15 protein-coding genes and 2 pseudogenes are annotated in these 16,401 nt (G+C 68.8%); 11 read left to right on the forward strand and 6 right to left on the reverse strand.

Annotation, left to right across the window (positions count from 1 at the left end; translation table 11 throughout):
* Positions 1-85: 85 nt before the first annotated feature.
* The 3 genes from CIB93_RS12175 to CIB93_RS12185 all read right to left on the reverse strand — a co-directional run bounded on the left by CIB93_RS12175 (position 86) and on the right by CIB93_RS12185 (position 2,567).
* Positions 86-541 carry a cyclic nucleotide-binding domain-containing protein gene (locus CIB93_RS12175; RefSeq protein ID WP_096626805.1) on the reverse strand — a complete coding sequence of 152 codons (456 nt, stop codon included), beginning with the start codon at positions 539-541 and terminating at the stop codon, positions 86-88.
* Positions 542-907: 366 nt separating this feature from the next.
* Positions 908-2,083: a cation:proton antiporter gene (locus CIB93_RS12180; protein ID WP_096626806.1), complete on the reverse strand. Its 1,176-nt coding sequence runs from the start codon at positions 2,081-2,083 to the stop codon at positions 908-910.
* A 4-nt stretch (positions 2,084-2,087) separates the two neighbouring features.
* Positions 2,088-2,567 carry a cation:proton antiporter regulatory subunit gene (locus CIB93_RS12185; RefSeq protein WP_096626807.1) on the reverse strand — a complete coding sequence of 160 codons (480 nt, stop codon included), beginning with the start codon at positions 2,565-2,567 and terminating at the stop codon, positions 2,088-2,090.
* A gap of 357 nt (positions 2,568-2,924) precedes the next feature.
* Here CIB93_RS12185 and CIB93_RS12190 point away from each other — a divergent pair, with 357 nt between their 5' ends.
* From CIB93_RS12190 to CIB93_RS12200, 3 genes are all read left to right on the forward strand, one after another.
* Positions 2,925-3,842, forward strand: a complete 918-nt coding sequence (locus CIB93_RS12190) for a universal stress protein (protein ID WP_096626820.1) — start codon at positions 2,925-2,927, stop codon at positions 3,840-3,842.
* A gap of 252 nt (positions 3,843-4,094) precedes the next feature.
* Positions 4,095-4,976, forward strand: a complete 882-nt coding sequence (locus CIB93_RS12195; protein WP_179500072.1) for a universal stress protein — start codon at positions 4,095-4,097, stop codon at positions 4,974-4,976.
* Entirely contained in the window at positions 4,885-5,460 is a 576-nt protein-coding gene (locus CIB93_RS12200; RefSeq protein ID WP_096626808.1) for a cation-transporting P-type ATPase, read from the forward strand. The genes CIB93_RS12195 and CIB93_RS12200 overlap by 92 nt, the downstream gene beginning before the upstream one ends.
* Before the next feature lie 112 nt (positions 5,461-5,572).
* Here the strand turns inward: CIB93_RS12200 and CIB93_RS39600 are convergent.
* A pseudogene (locus CIB93_RS39600) lies at positions 5,573-5,656 on the reverse strand (succinyl-CoA--3-ketoacid-CoA transferase); the annotation flags it as partial.
* A 289-nt stretch (positions 5,657-5,945) separates the two neighbouring features.
* Here CIB93_RS39600 and CIB93_RS12205 point away from each other — a divergent pair.
* The 8 genes from CIB93_RS12205 (at position 5,946) to CIB93_RS12240 (ending at position 12,710) form a co-directional block, all read left to right on the forward strand.
* Positions 5,946-6,581: a hypothetical protein gene (locus CIB93_RS12205; protein WP_143660029.1), complete on the forward strand. Its 636-nt coding sequence runs from the start codon at positions 5,946-5,948 to the stop codon at positions 6,579-6,581.
* Between the two features lie 345 nt (positions 6,582-6,926).
* Positions 6,927-7,217 (forward strand): ANTAR domain-containing protein, encoded by a 291-nt coding sequence (locus tag CIB93_RS12210; protein WP_257002154.1) that lies wholly within the window; start codon positions 6,927-6,929, stop codon positions 7,215-7,217.
* 261 nt (positions 7,218-7,478) lie between these two features.
* Positions 7,479-8,522, forward strand: coding sequence for an acyl-CoA desaturase (locus CIB93_RS12215; protein ID WP_096626810.1), 1,044 nt, complete (start codon positions 7,479-7,481; stop codon positions 8,520-8,522).
* 201 nt (positions 8,523-8,723) lie between these two features.
* Positions 8,724-9,236, forward strand: coding sequence for a hypothetical protein (locus CIB93_RS12220; protein WP_143660030.1), 513 nt, complete (start codon positions 8,724-8,726; stop codon positions 9,234-9,236).
* A gap of 191 nt (positions 9,237-9,427) precedes the next feature.
* On the forward strand, positions 9,428-9,820 hold the full coding sequence (locus CIB93_RS12225; protein ID WP_096626812.1) for an STAS domain-containing protein: 393 nt from the start codon (positions 9,428-9,430) through the stop codon (positions 9,818-9,820).
* Between the two features lie 25 nt (positions 9,821-9,845).
* A complete protein-coding gene (locus CIB93_RS12230) occupies positions 9,846-10,565 on the forward strand; it encodes an ANTAR domain-containing protein (RefSeq protein WP_096626813.1) in 720 nt (239 codons plus the stop codon).
* On the forward strand, positions 10,562-11,299 hold the full coding sequence (locus CIB93_RS12235) for a GAF and ANTAR domain-containing protein (RefSeq protein ID WP_096626814.1): 738 nt from the start codon (positions 10,562-10,564) through the stop codon (positions 11,297-11,299). Before CIB93_RS12230 ends, CIB93_RS12235 begins: the two co-directional genes overlap by 4 nt.
* 550 nt (positions 11,300-11,849) lie before the next feature.
* Complete coding sequence (locus CIB93_RS12240) at positions 11,850-12,710, forward strand: SigB/SigF/SigG family RNA polymerase sigma factor (protein WP_096626815.1); 861 nt, start codon at positions 11,850-11,852, stop codon at positions 12,708-12,710.
* 116 nt (positions 12,711-12,826) lie between these two features.
* On the opposite strand, the pseudogene CIB93_RS39605 reads toward CIB93_RS12240, so the two are convergent.
* Positions 12,827-12,978 (reverse strand): annotated as a pseudogene (locus CIB93_RS39605) (IS5/IS1182 family transposase); the annotation flags it as partial.
* 429 nt (positions 12,979-13,407) lie between these two features.
* Positions 13,408-14,175 (reverse strand): DUF4239 domain-containing protein, encoded by a 768-nt coding sequence (locus CIB93_RS12250; protein ID WP_096626816.1) that lies wholly within the window; start codon positions 14,173-14,175, stop codon positions 13,408-13,410.
* Between the last annotated feature and the right edge of the window lie 2,226 nt (positions 14,176-16,401).

A 16,401-nucleotide genomic window follows, 5' to 3' on the forward strand; every position in this document is an offset into this window, starting at 1 on the left:
AGGTGGTCCGCCGGTCGACCGGCGGACCACTCACTGCTCGCCTTGTGCGCGGCACGGGACGTCCGGCGGCGTGCGAAGGGCGTGCTCACGCTCCGGCTTCGTCGCCGCGATGAGCGTTCGGGTTGAGCAGCCGCTCTCGTGTCGCCCGGAGTCGGCATGCGACCACCGAGCCGACCCAGACAGCGATCGAGCGCCCGAACTCCGCGTCCGCGGCACACATGGCCCGTACGGTCGCCGCGTCGAACTCCCAGGCGCGCACCTGGCTCAAAGCCTGGGCGCCCAACTGCCACCGGTAGGGCGGAAAGTGCCAGGACCATCCGAGAAGCTCCTCATGGCCCAGAGAATCGATGGTCGGGGCCGACTGCCCGAGGGCTTGTGAGTCGAGGGCGACCGTGCCGCTCCGGATCACCCAGAACCGGTCTGCGGGCTCGCCCTCCACAAGCAGACGGGCGCCCGGCTCGAAAACGGCTTCCCGGGCCGTGCGCATCAGCCGGTTCCGATGTGCGGTCGGCAGGGCCGCGGTCATCATGGTGGTGATCATCGTGCCGGTTCCCTTCTTCCTCCGACGGCTGTCCGGCCTTGGCATGCTGCCGGTCGGAATCGCATGCGCCTATATCGCATGCGCCTATGTCGAGGACTCTTGACTCAGACTGCCCCCAGCAGGGGGTATGAGCGATGTGCCGATCGGCCCCGTTGGGGAGCCGTCCGGCCTCACTGGACTGCCCGGTTGTACCGCTGCGCCCCCAGGAGGAGCGCCGGACGAGGGAGAAGCGCGGGATTCAGCTTTGCGGTGGCCCGCTCCGCAGGGCCGTGCGCCCGGTCCTGGGCCGCGTGCTGTCGCAGGCTCATACGGTGGTACTTCCAGGCTGGACGCCAACCTCATGGGGGCGTGGTGCCGTCTGGCGGATCAGGACACCGGTGTGCTGCGGCGTGGTGAGCGCCTCGCATCGGAGGGGCGCGGTCCCGTGAAGCGGGTGATGACGGGGCCGGCCACGGCGAGCAGGAGGACATAGGCGGCCACCAGGGCGCCGAGCCGGTCATGCCCGGTGCCCATGAGGCCGATGATGACGATGGAGAACTCACCCCGGGCGATGAGCGCGGTTCCTGCCCGCAACCGTCCTCGGCGTCCCACTCCTTCGCGGCGTGCCGCATACCAACCGGACGCCACCTTGGTCGCGGCGGTGACCACGGCCAGGAGCAGGGCGACCGGAAGTACCGGCAGCAGCGAGTCCGGTGGAATGGACAGGCCGATGGCGAGAAAGAACACGGCGGCGAACAGGTCTCGCAGCGGACTCAGTACCTTCCGCGCCCGGTCGGCCGCTTCACCCGTGAGGGAGAGCCCGACCAGGAAGGCGCCGACCGCCGCCGAGACGTGGACGGCCTCCGCGAGGGCCGCGACCACCAGTGTCACGCCCAGGACGCGCAGCAGCAGCTGCTCCGCGTCGGGGTGCGACAGCAGTCGTCCAAGGTGATGCCCCCACCAGTAGGACAGGGTGAGCGCGGCCGCCACCGCGCCCAGGGCCAGCAGCACCCCGAGCAGGGCCTGCTGCCATGTGCCTCCGGCGGCCACGACGGCGAGCAGCGGAAGGTACGCGGCCATCGCGAAATCCTCCAGCACCAGCACGGACAGTACTGCCGGGGTCTCGCGGTTGCTCATCCTCCGCAGGTCGCCCAGGAGCCGGGCGATGATGCCCGAGGAGGAGATGTAGGTCACGCCGGCGAGCGCGAGGACGCCTCCTGCGTCCAGCCCGAACAACCATCCCGCCACCGCGCCGGGGGTCGCGTTCAGTACGAGGTCGACCCATGCCGAGGGCAGGTGGCGACGCAGGCTGACCGTGAACTCCGGCACGGTGAAATCGAGACCGAGCACCAGCAGTAGAAGAACGACGCCGATGCCCGCGCCGGTCTCCACGAAGGAGCCGGCTGCCGGGACGGGGGCGATTCCTCCCTCGCCCAGCGCCAGGCCCGCCAGGAGATACAGCGGGACCGGGGACAGCGCGAAGCGTCGCGCCAGCGTGCCGAGCAGACTCAGGAAGGTGAGGATGATGCCCAGCTCCAGCAGCAGGGCGACCGAGATATGCACCCGCTCAGCCCCGGACGAGCTGTTCCACTGCGGCGATTCCCTCGCGGGTCCCGATCACCACCAGTACGTCCCCCGCACTGAGGACCTTCTCCGGCCCGGGGGACGGGATGACCTCCTCACCGCGGACGATCGCCACGATCGACGCTCCCGTCCGCGTCCGTGCCCTGGATTCTCCCAGTGGGCGGCCGACGAACGGGGTGCCTGCGAGCACCTCGACCTGCCCGGCGCTGAGCCCGGGCACCTCTTTGGTCAGATCCGCGAACCGCTCGGCGATGCGCGGCGCGCCCAGGATCTCGGCGAGGACGTCGGCCTCCTCGCCGGTGAGCCGGAACACGGCCCGTGCCTGATCCGGGTCCCCCTCTCCGTAGACCGCCAGCTCGAAGTCGCCCGAGCGCCGTGCGACCACACCGACCTTGTCGCCCTCCAGATTGACGAACTCGTAGAGGAGTCCCACACCTGGCAGTAGCACTTCGTTGACGTCCACGTGCACTCATCCCATCCGCCGTTACTTGGTTGTCGTGCGGCTCGGTACCCGACCGTCGTGCCCTAGGTATTCGGCACCCGAGGACAACAGCTCAAGTTCCGGCCTCGGCCGCGGAGTCCCACAGGGCACTCTTCCCCGCCTTGTGCTGGGGCCGGCAGGGTCCGAACGGCCCCGGACGGAGGGCCGGACGGGCCCCCGTACGACAACTGGCTCCGGCCGGGTTGCCGGAGCTGTCGTGTCGGACGAGCGTGGCGGGCCGGTCGGCCCTGAAAGTGGCCCACACGCCCCATGGCAGGGAGAGCACGTGTGGGGTGAGCTGGGAGACGAGAGTCAGGCGGTCCGTACGTAGGAGGCATGATGAGCGGTCTGGTGGCTGTGGGTGTGGACGGGTCGGAGTCGAGTTTCGCCGCGGTGGAGGCGGCGGCTCGGGAGGCGCGGGCGCGCGGGGCAGGGCTGCGGGTGGTGCACGCGCTGGTCTGGCCGGTGACGTACGTGCTTCCTCACCCTTCTCCGGGAGGCGCGTCGCCGTTGGGGCCGCCGCCGATGGATCCGTCGGAGGACGGGCTTCGGAAGATGGCCGGGGGGCTGGTGGCCGAGGCGGTCGAGCGGGCGCGGGCGGTGGCGCCGGATGTCGAGGTCAGCCACGCCGTGGTGACCGGCGAGCCTCTGACCGTCCTGGAGGCGGAGTCCCGCGCGGCCGAGCTGGTCGTGGTGGGGTCCCGGGGGTTGGGCGGGTTCGTCGGGCTGCTGGCCGGGTCTACGGCGGTGCACCTCGTGGCACACGGGCGGTGTCCGGTGCTGGTGGTTCGCGAGCAGCCCTTCGTGGACGGTCCGGTCGTGCTGGGCGTCGACGGCTCGGCCGCGGGCGCACCGGCGGTCGATTTCGCCTTCGCCACGGCGGAGCGGCGGAAGGCCCCCCTGGTGGCCCTGCACGCCTGGACGACGTGGAACGCGCCACTGCCCGCTCCACAGGACGCTTCCGCTCCGTACGCCAACCCACCGGGCGCTCTCGCCGAGGAGGAGGAAACACTGCTGTCCGAGGCGCTCGCGGGCTACCGGGCACGGTATCCGGACGTGGTGGTGGAGCGCCGGGTGGTGCACGGCCGAACGCGCGAGGCTCTGATCGACGCGAGCCGCTCCGCACAGCTGATGGTGGTCGGCGCTCGAGGGCGCGGCGGGTTCGCCGGACTGCTGCTCGGCTCGGTCAGCCAGGCCGTGCTGCACCACGCCCACTGCCCGGTCGCGGTGGTGCGGGCGGCAGGCGCGGGGCACTGACCACGCTCCGGCGCGGGGCCGGCCGGCGCGTTCCGGGGGGGCTGACGCGGACTGCCGAGCAGACGGTGATGACGCCGCGGGGCATGTGCGCGCAGAGCGGGTGCCCCGCTCGGTCGCGACGACATCAGGGCCGCCTTCAGGACCGAGTGGTCCTGAGGGCGGCCCGTTGGTCCCTGGGCGCAACGGATGGGCTGCGACAAGGATGAGCGTCAAGGAGCCGCGCATCGGCGGCGCCCAGGACGGGAGACTGTAATGACTGATCCGGTGATCGTAGGGGTGGATGGTTCCGCTTCAAGCCTTGAGGCGGTCGACGTGGCGGCTCGTGAGGCGCGCCTGCGTGGTGCCCCATTGCGGATCGTGCACGCATTCGGCCATGCGCCCGGACACCGGCCGGCCGGCGGGCCGCCGTGGAGCCCGGCCGACCACGGTGTGGAGCCGATGGCCCGGGGAGTGCTGGCCGATGCCGAGGAGCGGGCCCACGCGGCGGCACCGGGCGTGGCCGTGACCCGGTCGGTGGTGGCGGGGGAGCCGTTGGAGGTGATGGAGATCGAATCGAGGTCGGCTTCCTTGGCCGTCGTCGGCAGCCGGGGACTGAGCGGGTTCTCGGGGTTGCTGCTGGGCTCGACGGCGGTGCATCTGGCCGCGCACGGCCGTTGTCCGCTGATGGTGGTGCGAGGCCGCACCGAGCCGTCCGGAGCGGTGCTGCTGGCCGTCGACGGCTCCGATGCCGGCGGTGCGGCGGTGGAGTTCGCGTTCGCCGAGGCCGCTCTGCGCGGGGCACCGTTGGTGGCCCTGCACGTCTGGAACACCTGGAGCGAGCGCGCCTACGAAGGCCCCGGCGACCCCCTCAACGCCATGGTGGTGGACATCGAACGGCTCCGAGAGGCCGAACAGCGTCTGTTGGACGAGACGGTCGCGCCCTGGCAGAAGGTCTTTCCCCACGTCACGGTGGAGCGGCGGCTGGAGCGTGCCCGGATCCGCCCGGCCCTACTGGACGCCAGCAGCGACGCCCAACTGGTCGTCGTCGGAGCCCGGGGACGCGGTGGTTTCACCGGCCTGCTGCTCGGCTCCGTCAGCCAGGCTCTGCTGCACCACGCCCACTGCCCCGTCACCGTGGTCCGCGGCCAGGGGTGACCGTGCCTCAGCAGACCACGACCGAGAGCAGCGCTCTGCCGGTACCGGGGGCCCGGAGCCGGATGCGCACCGACGCGACGCCGCCGACGTGGCCGGCTCGCTCGCAGTGGTTCCGGCACGTGGCCTGACCACTGCTGACGCCGAACGACGGGCCGACGCCTGGGGCGCCAACGAACTGGCCGAACCGGTCCGCCGGCCGCAGTGGTTGCGCCTGCTGGACCAGTTCCGCAGCTGGCTGATCGGTATCCCTGGCGAGCGGTGCGAGAACGGTCGGGTCGTTCGGAGGCGCGGAGTACGAGGCACCATCGAACCGCCGACTCTGGAGGCTGAAGAAGTGACAGGGAGAATCGGCACGGTCACGGTGGTCCTGGGGCCCTTGCCCTTCTCAATCCCACCGGGATCGGCCAGGCGGTGCGTGCGCTTGCCCACTCGTGCGTGCACGACTTCCTCGGGTGGGCCGCAGTCGTGTCGGCGGCTCTCCTGACAGCTCCGGTCGGTCGAAGGTGACGCCCGTCTGACGCTCCGGGCGCCCACGCGGTGCACGAGCAGTCCAAGAATGCCTTCTGACCTGCTGTTTCTTACGGTGGGCGCAAGCTGGCGTCTTCGAAGAACGAGGCGCCGGGAAGGGCGGTCACAGTCTCCTTGTCGGCGTTGATCAGGCCGGGGTCGACCCCGCTATCTCGTGCGGAGCCGCATGGCGTGGAGTGTGGGGCGGGCGTAGCGTGAACCGGGGGCGAGGTACTGCATGTGGGGGTTTACATGCATCATTCCGACTTGCCGGGAGGTAGCGGCATGGTACGGAGTATCCGCAACACCATAGGAATCATCTTGGCGGTCGTCGGCGCTGCCGCGGCCCTCTGGGCCCCATTTCGCAGTTGGTACAACGGTCGGGTCGGACACGACTTCCGAGTCTGGGAACTCTTCACCGGAGCGGGCGTGACGGACTCGGGCGCGGGACTGTTCGCATCCATGTTCCTGCCCCTCCTGGTCGGCGCGGTCCTCACGGTTCTCGGAGTGGTGTTCCGATCGCGACTGCTGGTCCTCACCGCCGGAATCATCACCCTCGGGTTCGCCATCCTTTGGATGGTGCGACAAGGGCAGGCTGAAGGCAGTCTGACGGTAACGGGCGACAGCGACGGGCTCGGCAGCGGAGTGGGGCTCGCCCTGCTCGGTGGTCTCCTCATGCTGACCGGCGCGGCCGTGATGGGTGGCCGTGAGCGCAGGGCCGTGCGCAAGGCGCGCGACGAGCAGGACCAGCAGGAGCGGAACGTGTTGGACCACGAGGACCGGGACAGTCGCGGCGCCGAGGCCGAGCGCCCGTACGACATGGCCGCCCGGGACCAGGAGACACGGGACGTGGCCGGTGCCGGTTCCGCCCGCCGTACCCCATCGGGAGAGGGCGGTCCACCGCAGCGCATGGTCCGGCGGCCGGAGCAACAGGCGTCGGCACCGCGCGGTCTGCCGGTTCCGGCCAGGGACTCGGACAGCGGTGATCGAGGGCGCGAGGGTTCCGACCGTACGCAGTACGAGCAGAACGATGCGGCCGGTGGTTCCCACGACTCGAAGAAGGGCCGCTCGGGAGGGTCGGACGGGTCGCAGTGGTGACAGGCTCAGGAGGCGTCCAAGAGAGCTGACGAATCCAGCTCGGCCACCGCCGCCCCCTGGTCGGCACGGCAGTCATGTGAGACGGTGAAAGAAGCATCCGGACCATGGGCAGCAGTTTTTCCTGCTGTCCACGGTTGGTTGAACAGACATCAGCGCGTGCGAGCTCTCGAAATCTCGCATGCAGCCGCGCCAGCACCCCAGCCCCCGGTGCGCGCCGCTCGATCATTTTTGGGGGCCACGCCCGTGCGACCGTCTACGAACTCCAGGGAAGACCACGAGCGGGACGCTGTGGTCTCCCGAGAGCCGCAAGGCGCAAAGCAGGAAGTACTCCATCTTCGCCGCGAGGTGGACGGGCTGAGACGAGCACTCCAGACCCGCCCCATGATCGACGTGGCGCTCGGCATGGTGATGGCGACCGAGGGATGCTCGTTGGACGAGGCCTGGCTGATCATGGTGAATTCCTCCCAGCGAACCAACACCAAGCTCCACACGCTCGCACTGCGCCTCACGGAAAGTTCCGCGAGCCCGATATCGCCCGGGTTTTCGCACAGCGCGCGGCCTGCCTGGTCCCGCAGTGACGAGGCAGGCGGCGCGAACGCGGCGGCGCCGGATCGCGTCAACCCAGTGGCGACATGACTCCGGTGCATTCACCAAGCCCGTACTGAACGGGGGCGGAGCAGGAGAAGGCTGCTCGAGTAGCCACCGAATCGCGCACGGCGGATCGCGTCCGCTATGAGAGCGGACGAACCGAAGAGAATTCCCCACCCGGAGCGAGCCAACACGCTCCACAAACCACCGTTCGACCGACACTGGTCACGTTCTTGGCTCTTCCCTCGAACCGCGGTGGACCGCCCAACAGCGGCATGCCCGGGTGCTGGCCAAGAGAGGTTCGCGCTTATGGCTGCACAAGTCTTCGTCCGCCCCGAGCGGACGACCGGGAGTGATTTCGCCCGGCTGTCGAAGAAGATCGCCGACCACGGTCTGATGACCCGGCGCCCCGGCTACTACGCGGCCCGCATCGCGGCCGTGACCGCACTCTACGCAGGAGGCTGGACGGCCTTCGTCCTCGTCGGCGCCAGCTGGTGGACCCTGGCCGTCGCCGCGTTCCTGGCCGCGACCTTCGGCCAAGTAGCCCTACTGGCCCATGACATCGCCCACCGTCAGGTATTCCGGCTGCGCAAGGCCAGCGAGACGGGGGGAAGGATCGCCGCGAACATCGGCATCGGTATGGGATACGGCTGGTGGCAGAACAAGCACACCCGCCACCACGCCAATCCCAACCACGACGAACTCGACCCCGACATCGAACCCGACCTGATCGTCTGGTCCCAGGGCCAGGCCCGCTCGGCCCAGGGGCTGCCCCGCCTGATCGGCCGCTTGCAGGCCTATCTGTTCTTCCCCCTCCTCACTCTGGAGGCGTTCAACCTGCACGTGGCGGGTGTCCGGGCGCTGGCAGACCGCTCGCTCAAGCACCGGCCACTGGAGGGAGCGCTGCTCATCGGCCACTTCGCGGTCTACCTGACCGCACTGTTCCTGGTGCTGCCGCCCGGCATGGCGATCGCCTTCCTCGCCGTTCAGCAGTGCCTCTTCGGTGTGTATCTCGGCTCGGTCTTCGCCCCCAACCACAAGGGCATGCCGATCCTGACAGGAAAGGACCGCCCGGACTTCCTGCGCCGCCAGGTCCTCACCTCACGCAACGTCCGGGGCAACTGGTTCACCGACATCGCGCTGGGGGGACTGAACTACCAGATCGAACACCACCTCTTCCCGAGCATGCCCAGCCCTAACCTGCGCAGGGCACAGATCATCGTGCGGCACTACTGTGACGAGCTGAGCGTTTCCTATCTGGAGACGGGCTTGATCACCTCGTACCGGCAGGCGCTCCGCAGCCTCCACGAGGCGGGCGCCCCACTGCGCCGCACCCCGGCCGCCGCTTCCTGAGCGCCGCTCCTCCGTACCCTCCGGGCGGGACGGGGAGCAGCGCCCAGGCAGGTGACGTCCACGTAACAGCCACAGCGTGATCCGGCATCTCCCGGTCATCGGCCTACGGGGGTAGCCCTCCGCTGCGACAGGGCCTAGCCTGAGCACCGCGCCCCTGCCCCCGGCCGTTTCTGACCTTACGGCCGAAAACAGGTGGAGATCATGGCGCACCACAGTCCCGCCCAGTCGCCCCGCAGCAGTCCTCCCAGCGGTGTGCCGGAGGTCCGGCGGGTGCGAGCGCGAGAGGCGCTGGTCGACTACGACTGCCACGGTGACGCCCTCTTCTCCCTGGCTCTCCTTCTGTGCCGGGACGTCGACCTGGCCGCCGACGCAGTCGTCGCCACACTGACCCTGGTGGACGGGACGCCATCCGAGCCTTGTCCGAACGGGGCGCGGCGTCAGCACCTCGCGGCGGACCTGTGGAACCGGTGCGCGCGTGTTCCCGACGGGCGGCTACCGGAACCTGCTCCGTACCTCCGGTCGCACCGGAACCGACCGTCCCGCGAACAGGACCAGCCCGAGCAGTACTTGGCTGTGCTCGGGCTGGTCCTGTTCGGCGCTCACACCTATGGGCAGGCTGCCGCGCTGATCGGTCTGCCGGCCTCTTCGGCCGCCGTGCGGTCGCGAGCCCTCCTGCACCACGCCGCGAGCGTAGCCAGCCACCGCTGGACGTAAGAGGCACGGGCCCCGATACCGGGTTGCCCACCGTGGTCTTGGGGGCCGCAGAGGGCAACCGGAGTCGGCAGCGCCGTGGCCACGAAAGGCCTCCTCACCACGGCGCTGCCACGCATAACCCGACCGGGCGTTCACCCCGGGCCGTTCCACCAGGCCAGCCCCGACCAACAGGCTCGAAGCGAGGATGGCTGATGCAGACTCCACCACTCCTCCACGTCGACCGGCGCCAGGAGGAAACGCGCACCGTCATCGTTCTGGCCGGGGCGATGGACAGGGACTCCGTCCCCGTGTTCACCGCGGCGATGGCTGAGGTCTCGCGTGCCGAGGCCGCGGCCGTTCACGTGGATCTGAGCGCCGTCGCGTTCTGCGACTGCGGTGGACTCACCGCTCTCCTCACGGCAGCTCAGGACAGTCGGACGGAGGGGCGGAAGTTTCAGGCGCATGCTCCGTCCCCGGCAGTCCTTCGCCTGTTCACCCTGACCGGCACCGTCGGCATTCTTCTCGGGCCGGGGTTCCGCACCTCCGGTCCGGACGAGACCGCCGCGAAGCGCTTCGAAGATCGATCCCCTGCCCCGCCGGTATGATGGGGAGTCCGAAAGGTGGCCGCCTGTGCTCAGCCCCGAGATGACCCGGATCCTTCGGGACCTCCACACGGACGTCGGGCCGGGGCTGGACGTCGGCTGTGTAGCGGTTCTCGGCATGGACCACCTCGTGGTGTCCTTGGTGGTCGAAGGGCACATCACGGAACAGTTGTGGTCCTCCGACTCCGTGGGTGCCTCGTTCGAGGACCTCCAGTTCACCTTGGGCCAGGGCCCCGGCCCGGATGCCCTTCGCACCAGCCAGACGGCGGCGGAACACGATGTGACAGCGTTGGGAGCGGCACGATGGCCCACCCTCGTTCCGGCGATGGCCCATCTGCCGATCGGGGCCATGTTCTGCCTCCCGCTGGCCCTCGGCGGCATCTCCGTCGGCGTCCTCACCGCACTCCGCGCGTCCCCCGGGCCCATGAGCGGCCAGGAGATGGATGACGCCCTCGGTCTCGCAGCAGCCCTCACTCTCCAGTTCCTCGGCGGGGCAGGAACGCGAGGCGAGACCTGGTTCGACGCGCAGCCGGACGGAGAGCTGCACCGTGCTGTCGTCCACCAGGCCACCGGCATGCTCAGTGTCCAGCTCGACCTTCCGCTGGGCGAGGCACTGCTCCGCCTGCGCGCGTACACCTACAGCCACGACCGTTCCATCATCGAAGCCGCTGAAGACGTCGTCTCCCGGCGGCTCCGACTCGACGACGACCGTCCGGAACCCGAATCATCCAAGGAGACGAGGGGATGACATCCATGTCCCGCGAGCAACAGGTGTCAACAGTATTCGTGCAGGTCGCGGACTCCCTCATCGATGACTTCGACCTCATCGAATTCCTTGAGGGGCTGTGCGCCCACTGCGTCAGTCTGCTCGACGTCTCCGCGGTCGGCATTCTCCTCGCCAACGAAAAGGGGCTCCTGCATACGATCGCCGCGTCGGACCAGAACACGCACCTGCTGGAACTCTTCGCCATACAGCACGACGAAGGCCCCTGCCTCGACTGCTACCGCGCCGGCGACGCACGCATCAACATCGACCTGCACGATCCCGTGGCCAACGAGAACTGGCCCGCGTTCGCAGACCAGGCCCGGCGCAGCGGCTTCCAGACGAGCCACGTCTTTCCTCTTCGCTTGCGTGACCGCGCCGTGGGGGCGATGAACCTCTTCCACACCGGCCGGCAGTCGCTGACCCCCCAGGACGCTTCACTCGCCCAGGCGCTCGCGGACGTCGCGACGATCGCGATTCTCCAACAGCGCGACCTCGGACAGGAGCAGTTGGAGAAGACACAACTGCAACGTGCCCTGTCCAGTCGCATCGTCATCGAGCCGGCCAAGGGGATCCTCGCCGAACGCTGGAACGCCACTCCCGACGCGGCGTACGACGCTCTGCGCACCTATGCCCGAGCACGCCGACTACGCATCTCCGACTGCGCCCGCCACATCATCGACCAGACCCTCGACACCGACGAGATCCCGCACGTCTAGCATCCTGCGGACGTGCACCGTCCCTTGCGCCGGATCCTGATCGCCGCCGTCCAGGGTGTCATCTTCGCCGTGGACAAGGCCATGGTCGAGCGCACCGACGCGCAGCCACCCGGCGCCTGACGGGGACCTGGCCGGGCTGACGGGCCACGGGGCGGCCCCGGGCAACCGCCAGCCGCCTCGGGCCTGTTCACGATGCCCTCCTCGACGGGGTCGGCCCGGGGGGAACTTCGGCGGTGCGGTAACCGCTATGACCGCGAAGGTGTTTGGGCCCGCCGATCAGGGACAGACGCTGGTTCGGCGTGCTTAGGCAGACAGGCACACACTCACGGGAGCGGCTTCTCCGGCCATCCTGAGGTGTCCTAGTCATGGCCCTCCCGTGCTGTACACGATAAGCAGCCATCGGGAGATGCGAATGCGTAGCACATCGCAACACCCTCGGATTTCCGCCGACGCACCGGAGAATGGACCGCGGGCGCTGTCAGGTACGACAGACGCACAACTGCGTGCGCGCGGGGTCTTCATGTCAGAGTCGACGGCCGGGGATCCGACCATGCCGATATCCGCGGAGGCTCCGGCCGCGATCGCCGTCATCGCTCCGGCGACGCTTCCGCGGATCGAGGAACCCGGGAAGATCGCCCCGAAGGACGCACGGGGGCTGGGGTCCCTGTTCTTCGAGCAGTTGCAGGTGCTCGAAGAGGGCACACCGGAGCACCAGTACGCCCGGAACACGCTGATCGAGATCAATCTGTCCCTGGTGCATTTCTCGGCTAGGAGATTTCGCAACCGTGGCAGCGGTGAGATGGAGGACATCGTCCAGGTCGGCACGATCGGGCTGATCAAGGCGATCGACCGATTCGAGCTCAGCCGTGAAGTGAAGTTCACCTCCTTCGCCATCCCCTACATCGTCGGGGAGATCAAGAGGTTCTTCCGCGACTCCACCTGGGCCGTCCACGTGCCGCGCCGTCTGCAGGAGCTTCGCGTCACCCTGGCCAAGACCCGTGAAGAACTCGCCGGCCGACTCGATCGCGACCCCAGCGTCGCCGAACTCGCCCAGTACCTGGACCTCACCGCGGAAGAGGTCATAGAGGGCCTCATCGCCTCCAACGGCTACACCGCCGGCTCCCTGGACCTGCCCATCGGCGCCGAACACAACGGATCCGAGAACGTCACCTACGGAGATGTGAAGGGCGACGTCGATCCGGCCATGGAACTGGTCGAGAACCTCCACGCGCTGGCGCCGCTGCTGGAGGATCTCGACGACCGGGACCGCGAGATCGTAGCCATGCGCTTCGGCCAGGAGATGACCCAGGCCCAGATCGGTGAGTATCTCGGCATCTCCCAGATGCAGGTCTCCCGACTCCTGACCCGCCTGCTGGCCAAGCTCCGCAGGGGCATGCTCAGCCAGAACTGAGCATGGTCAGCCCTCACCGGTACGAAAGTGACTGCCCGCGACGCCCGACGTCGTCGCGGGCAGCCACCGGGCTCATGGCGGGCGGGAAACCCGGGCGGGCAGCGGGACATGCCCTGCAGGTGGATCTTCGAGCCGTACTTCCCCCGGTCGACAGGATTCGGACCTGTCAGGTCCCCCTTTTCAGGGCCCGCATGTTCACCGAGTCGATCGCGCACCGCGACCAGTCCAGCTCGCCGCGGGCACCCAGTTCGTCAAGGACCAGGCGGTGGAGCTTGGCCCACACCCGTGCCTCCGGCAGCACCCGCTGGAACAACTCCCACAACTCGTCCGGCACCAACCGCTCAACGATCCCCACCATGGCTCACGGAATACCGAGCTATCCAAATGAGATTGCCTCTTACAGTAGTACGCGTCGCCACACGGATAGTCCGGGTTGCCTCAACGGATGTTGGTGGACACCAACAAGAACAACCCGGATCGCACGGTCCGCCTCAGCTTCCTGGGCTGACGAAGCGGTCCGCCCAGGCCCGTACCACGCCGACCGGTGCATGCAGAAGCGCCTGGGCGATTTCAGCCCCGTCGAGTTCGAAGAGAAGTGCCAGGCGCCAGGCCGAGCGGAGCGACCGAACGAGCGAACCTGATCCCCGCTCGGGACAGCCCTTAGCCTCGAAGTTTCACGACGTTCGCACCGCACCCACTATCCGGCCGCGTCGAGCTGATCGAACCGTGCCAGTGTCTGGCGGAAAGCGTCCGGCTCGATACCGAGGGGCGGGGTGAAGGAGTGCCGGAGGCTCGCCACCAAGTACACGGCGAATCCCAAGACGGTGCCGAGGAGAACCATCACCAGCATATGCCGCGGACCGGCGTTGATACCGACCAATGCGGGGAACAGGACGACCAGCACGGCTGTGGCGATCAAGGCGTAGAAGATCGGAACCGGGACAGCCCATCTCATGTCACTGGACCGCTGATTCCGGGACACGATCACGTCGTCCAGCTCGGTTCCGACCACTTCCTTGGCCTTCTCCTGCTCATCGTCCGCTGTCCGCGCGTGCGTAACGAGCAGTCGCGCCTCGTCGAGCGCGCTGGCGGCCCGCAGACTCATCTCCTGGTTCCTCATGAGAGACCATTCAGGCCCAGCCACCTCCCGCGTGTACGTCCTCAGTTGCTCACGAGTCTGTGAACGGACTTCCAGCGGCAGCCCGCGGGCATCGGCGTAGGCCGCCTCCAGATTCCTGGCCTCCTGATACGTGTGGTCGACGGCGGAATTGCGCTGCTGCCAGGAACTCGCCACCAGGAAAGCCGCCGTCAGGACGAACAACGCCAGTGTCGCACTTCCCACGAAAGTCAGTGCGGGAGCTTCCAGATGCGCCTTCTTCGAGGCCTCGCTGCGCGACAGCGCCCACGTCAGTCCGCACGCTGTCGCCGCACCGAGAAACGCGTACAAGAGACCCCAGCCGAGCATGTCAGTTCTCTTTCTTCTGGGACTGCGAACTGCGTGAGTCGAGAGTCATTGCCACCAGGACAGCGGGGACGATGACCATCAAGAAGGCCATGATCGCCCAGTCCAGAGTGTTCACGAGTCCGCCGCCGGTCGGCGGGGACGGCAAGGCGGACCGGGCCGCGCCCTGCGGGCGTGAGGCGGGGGAGGCGGTCGGCGTGGTGACGGGGCGGTCGCCGGGAACCGGTCCGCCGGGGCGTGATCCTGGTGGGAATCGCTGTCCGGGTTCGGCGAGGTACGGCGGTGCGAGGAACTCACCGGCCACCCCCGCCTCGGCAGCGGCCGCTCCGGATACGGCGAATGGCGCCCGGGGGCCCGGTGGAAGTACGCCGGTCACGGGGTCCGCACCGCCAGGTCCAGGGCCGGGAGCCGTCGAGCCCTCTAGCGGGAGTGCGGGAAGAGTCGTGACGAGAGGAGGTGTGGCACGGGGAGGGGATGTGGGCGGGAGTCGCCCGTCCGGGCGTGTCGCCGAGGATGTGGCACGGGGAGAGGCTGTGGCCCGGGTTGGCCCGTCCTGGCGAGCCGCGGCGGGCGGGCCGGGCACGGAGTATCCCGCCGCCGCCTCGGCCGCGAGCGCGAGCGGGGGTAGCAACGATCCCGTAGTGGAAACCGCTCGGTCTGCCGTGGTACCGGATGCCCGAGCCACAGATGCATGACGACCAGGACTGTCCGGAGCCGCCGCCCAGCACTCGACATTCCCGCCAGTCGGCAAGCGCTTGGGAAGGCCCGCACCCGAAGAGCACTTCAGCGTACCGGCCTCGCGCAACAGCGGGTCCCGTAGTCGCAGGTTCTCCAGCCCGGCGGGGCCGGTGTACGTCAGACGATAGAAGAGACGTTTCTGCGACGCCGAACGGCGCAGGGTCAACTTGGCGGAGTGGGCGTTGTACCCCGCAGAGGTGGCGACCTGGGCGCGGCCGTACTCCTTCCTTGTCGCGACGCCCGTTGCCGTGACCTGACCGATGTGACGTCCTGCCAGGGCGACGATCGTCGCGCGGCACGTCATCGTGCCCAGCGGCTTCAGAGAAGTCTGGGGACACCGAATGCTCCCGCCGGTGACCTGGGCATCGCGCACCTCGATATTCCGCAGCCCGTATTCCGCCAGATTCCGCAGTTGGTATACGCGAATCAACTGCTGCCGCTCCCGGACCTGAACTCCGGGAGCGGTGACACTGTTGGTGGATACTGCCATTTTGAGTGCGTCCCTGTCCGTACCTCCCATCGGCACTGAACCGAGCAGGCACACCGCGACGCCAGACAACAGCATTGCCCGTGTCACACCAGACAGCTTGCGACCGAATCTCACGCACTTATTATGCGATCAAGGGATCAACTTAGGAATTCGCCACACGGAGGGCACCTCGACCGTTCCACAGGCCGTGTTCGGAATCTCGCTGGTGGACACGTGAGGTCGTCGGGGCTGGGTCGGCCGCGGTGAGCCGGGGGATCACTCTCGTGAACCGTTCATGGTCTGACGGCATATCCGGCAGCTCTGGTCTCAGGCTCGTGGGCCGCGGGCCCGGCAGAGCGAGACGCGGCCTGACTCCCTCCGCCTGCCCGGGCTGCGGCAACAGCGCCGCCAGCGAATCCGCTGGAGCATCGATATACGCACCGAGCTTCGGCAGCGCCTCGGTAGCCACCCGCGCCGCATGCCGCGCCTGCTGTCAGGCGTGCAACCGCCCGAACGTCACGACGGCCTCCACTGCCAACCCGCCGCCGGCGCCGTACAGCGCGCCCTCGGCCCCTGAAAGCAGCCGACCTCCTCCGCGCGAGCCCGACACCCGCCGAGACGCCTTGCGTGCCAGCGGAATCCAGCGACGTATCAGTTGAACTGGCCTTGTTCCTAAAGAAGTTCCGCCTTTCCGGTGGAACATGGCCGGATCGCGACGGGGCAGCGCCCCGCTGAACACGGGCCCGGGGACGGAAGCCCGCGGCAGCGTGGTCAGCGAGCGGGGCGCGGCCATGACACCGCGGACAGCGCCTTGCCGACCACGGCAGCGTGATCGCGGCCTCCCGCGCCGCAGACGCGGCCCGGCAACCGGTGTTGTCGGTGGGATGCTGCCCACCGGCCGCACCGCGGACGGTGGGTTCCGCGTCGCGGGCATGCGGCCCCGACCCCGGCCCCGGCCCCGGCGAGGCCGGGCCCCAGCGCCGAGGCGCGGAGTCCGCCCGCGTCGGCCGCGACCGCTCGGG

The organism is Streptomyces sp. WZ.A104, from assembly GCF_002382885.1.
Classification (GTDB): Bacteria; Actinomycetota; Actinomycetes; order Streptomycetales; family Streptomycetaceae; genus Streptomyces.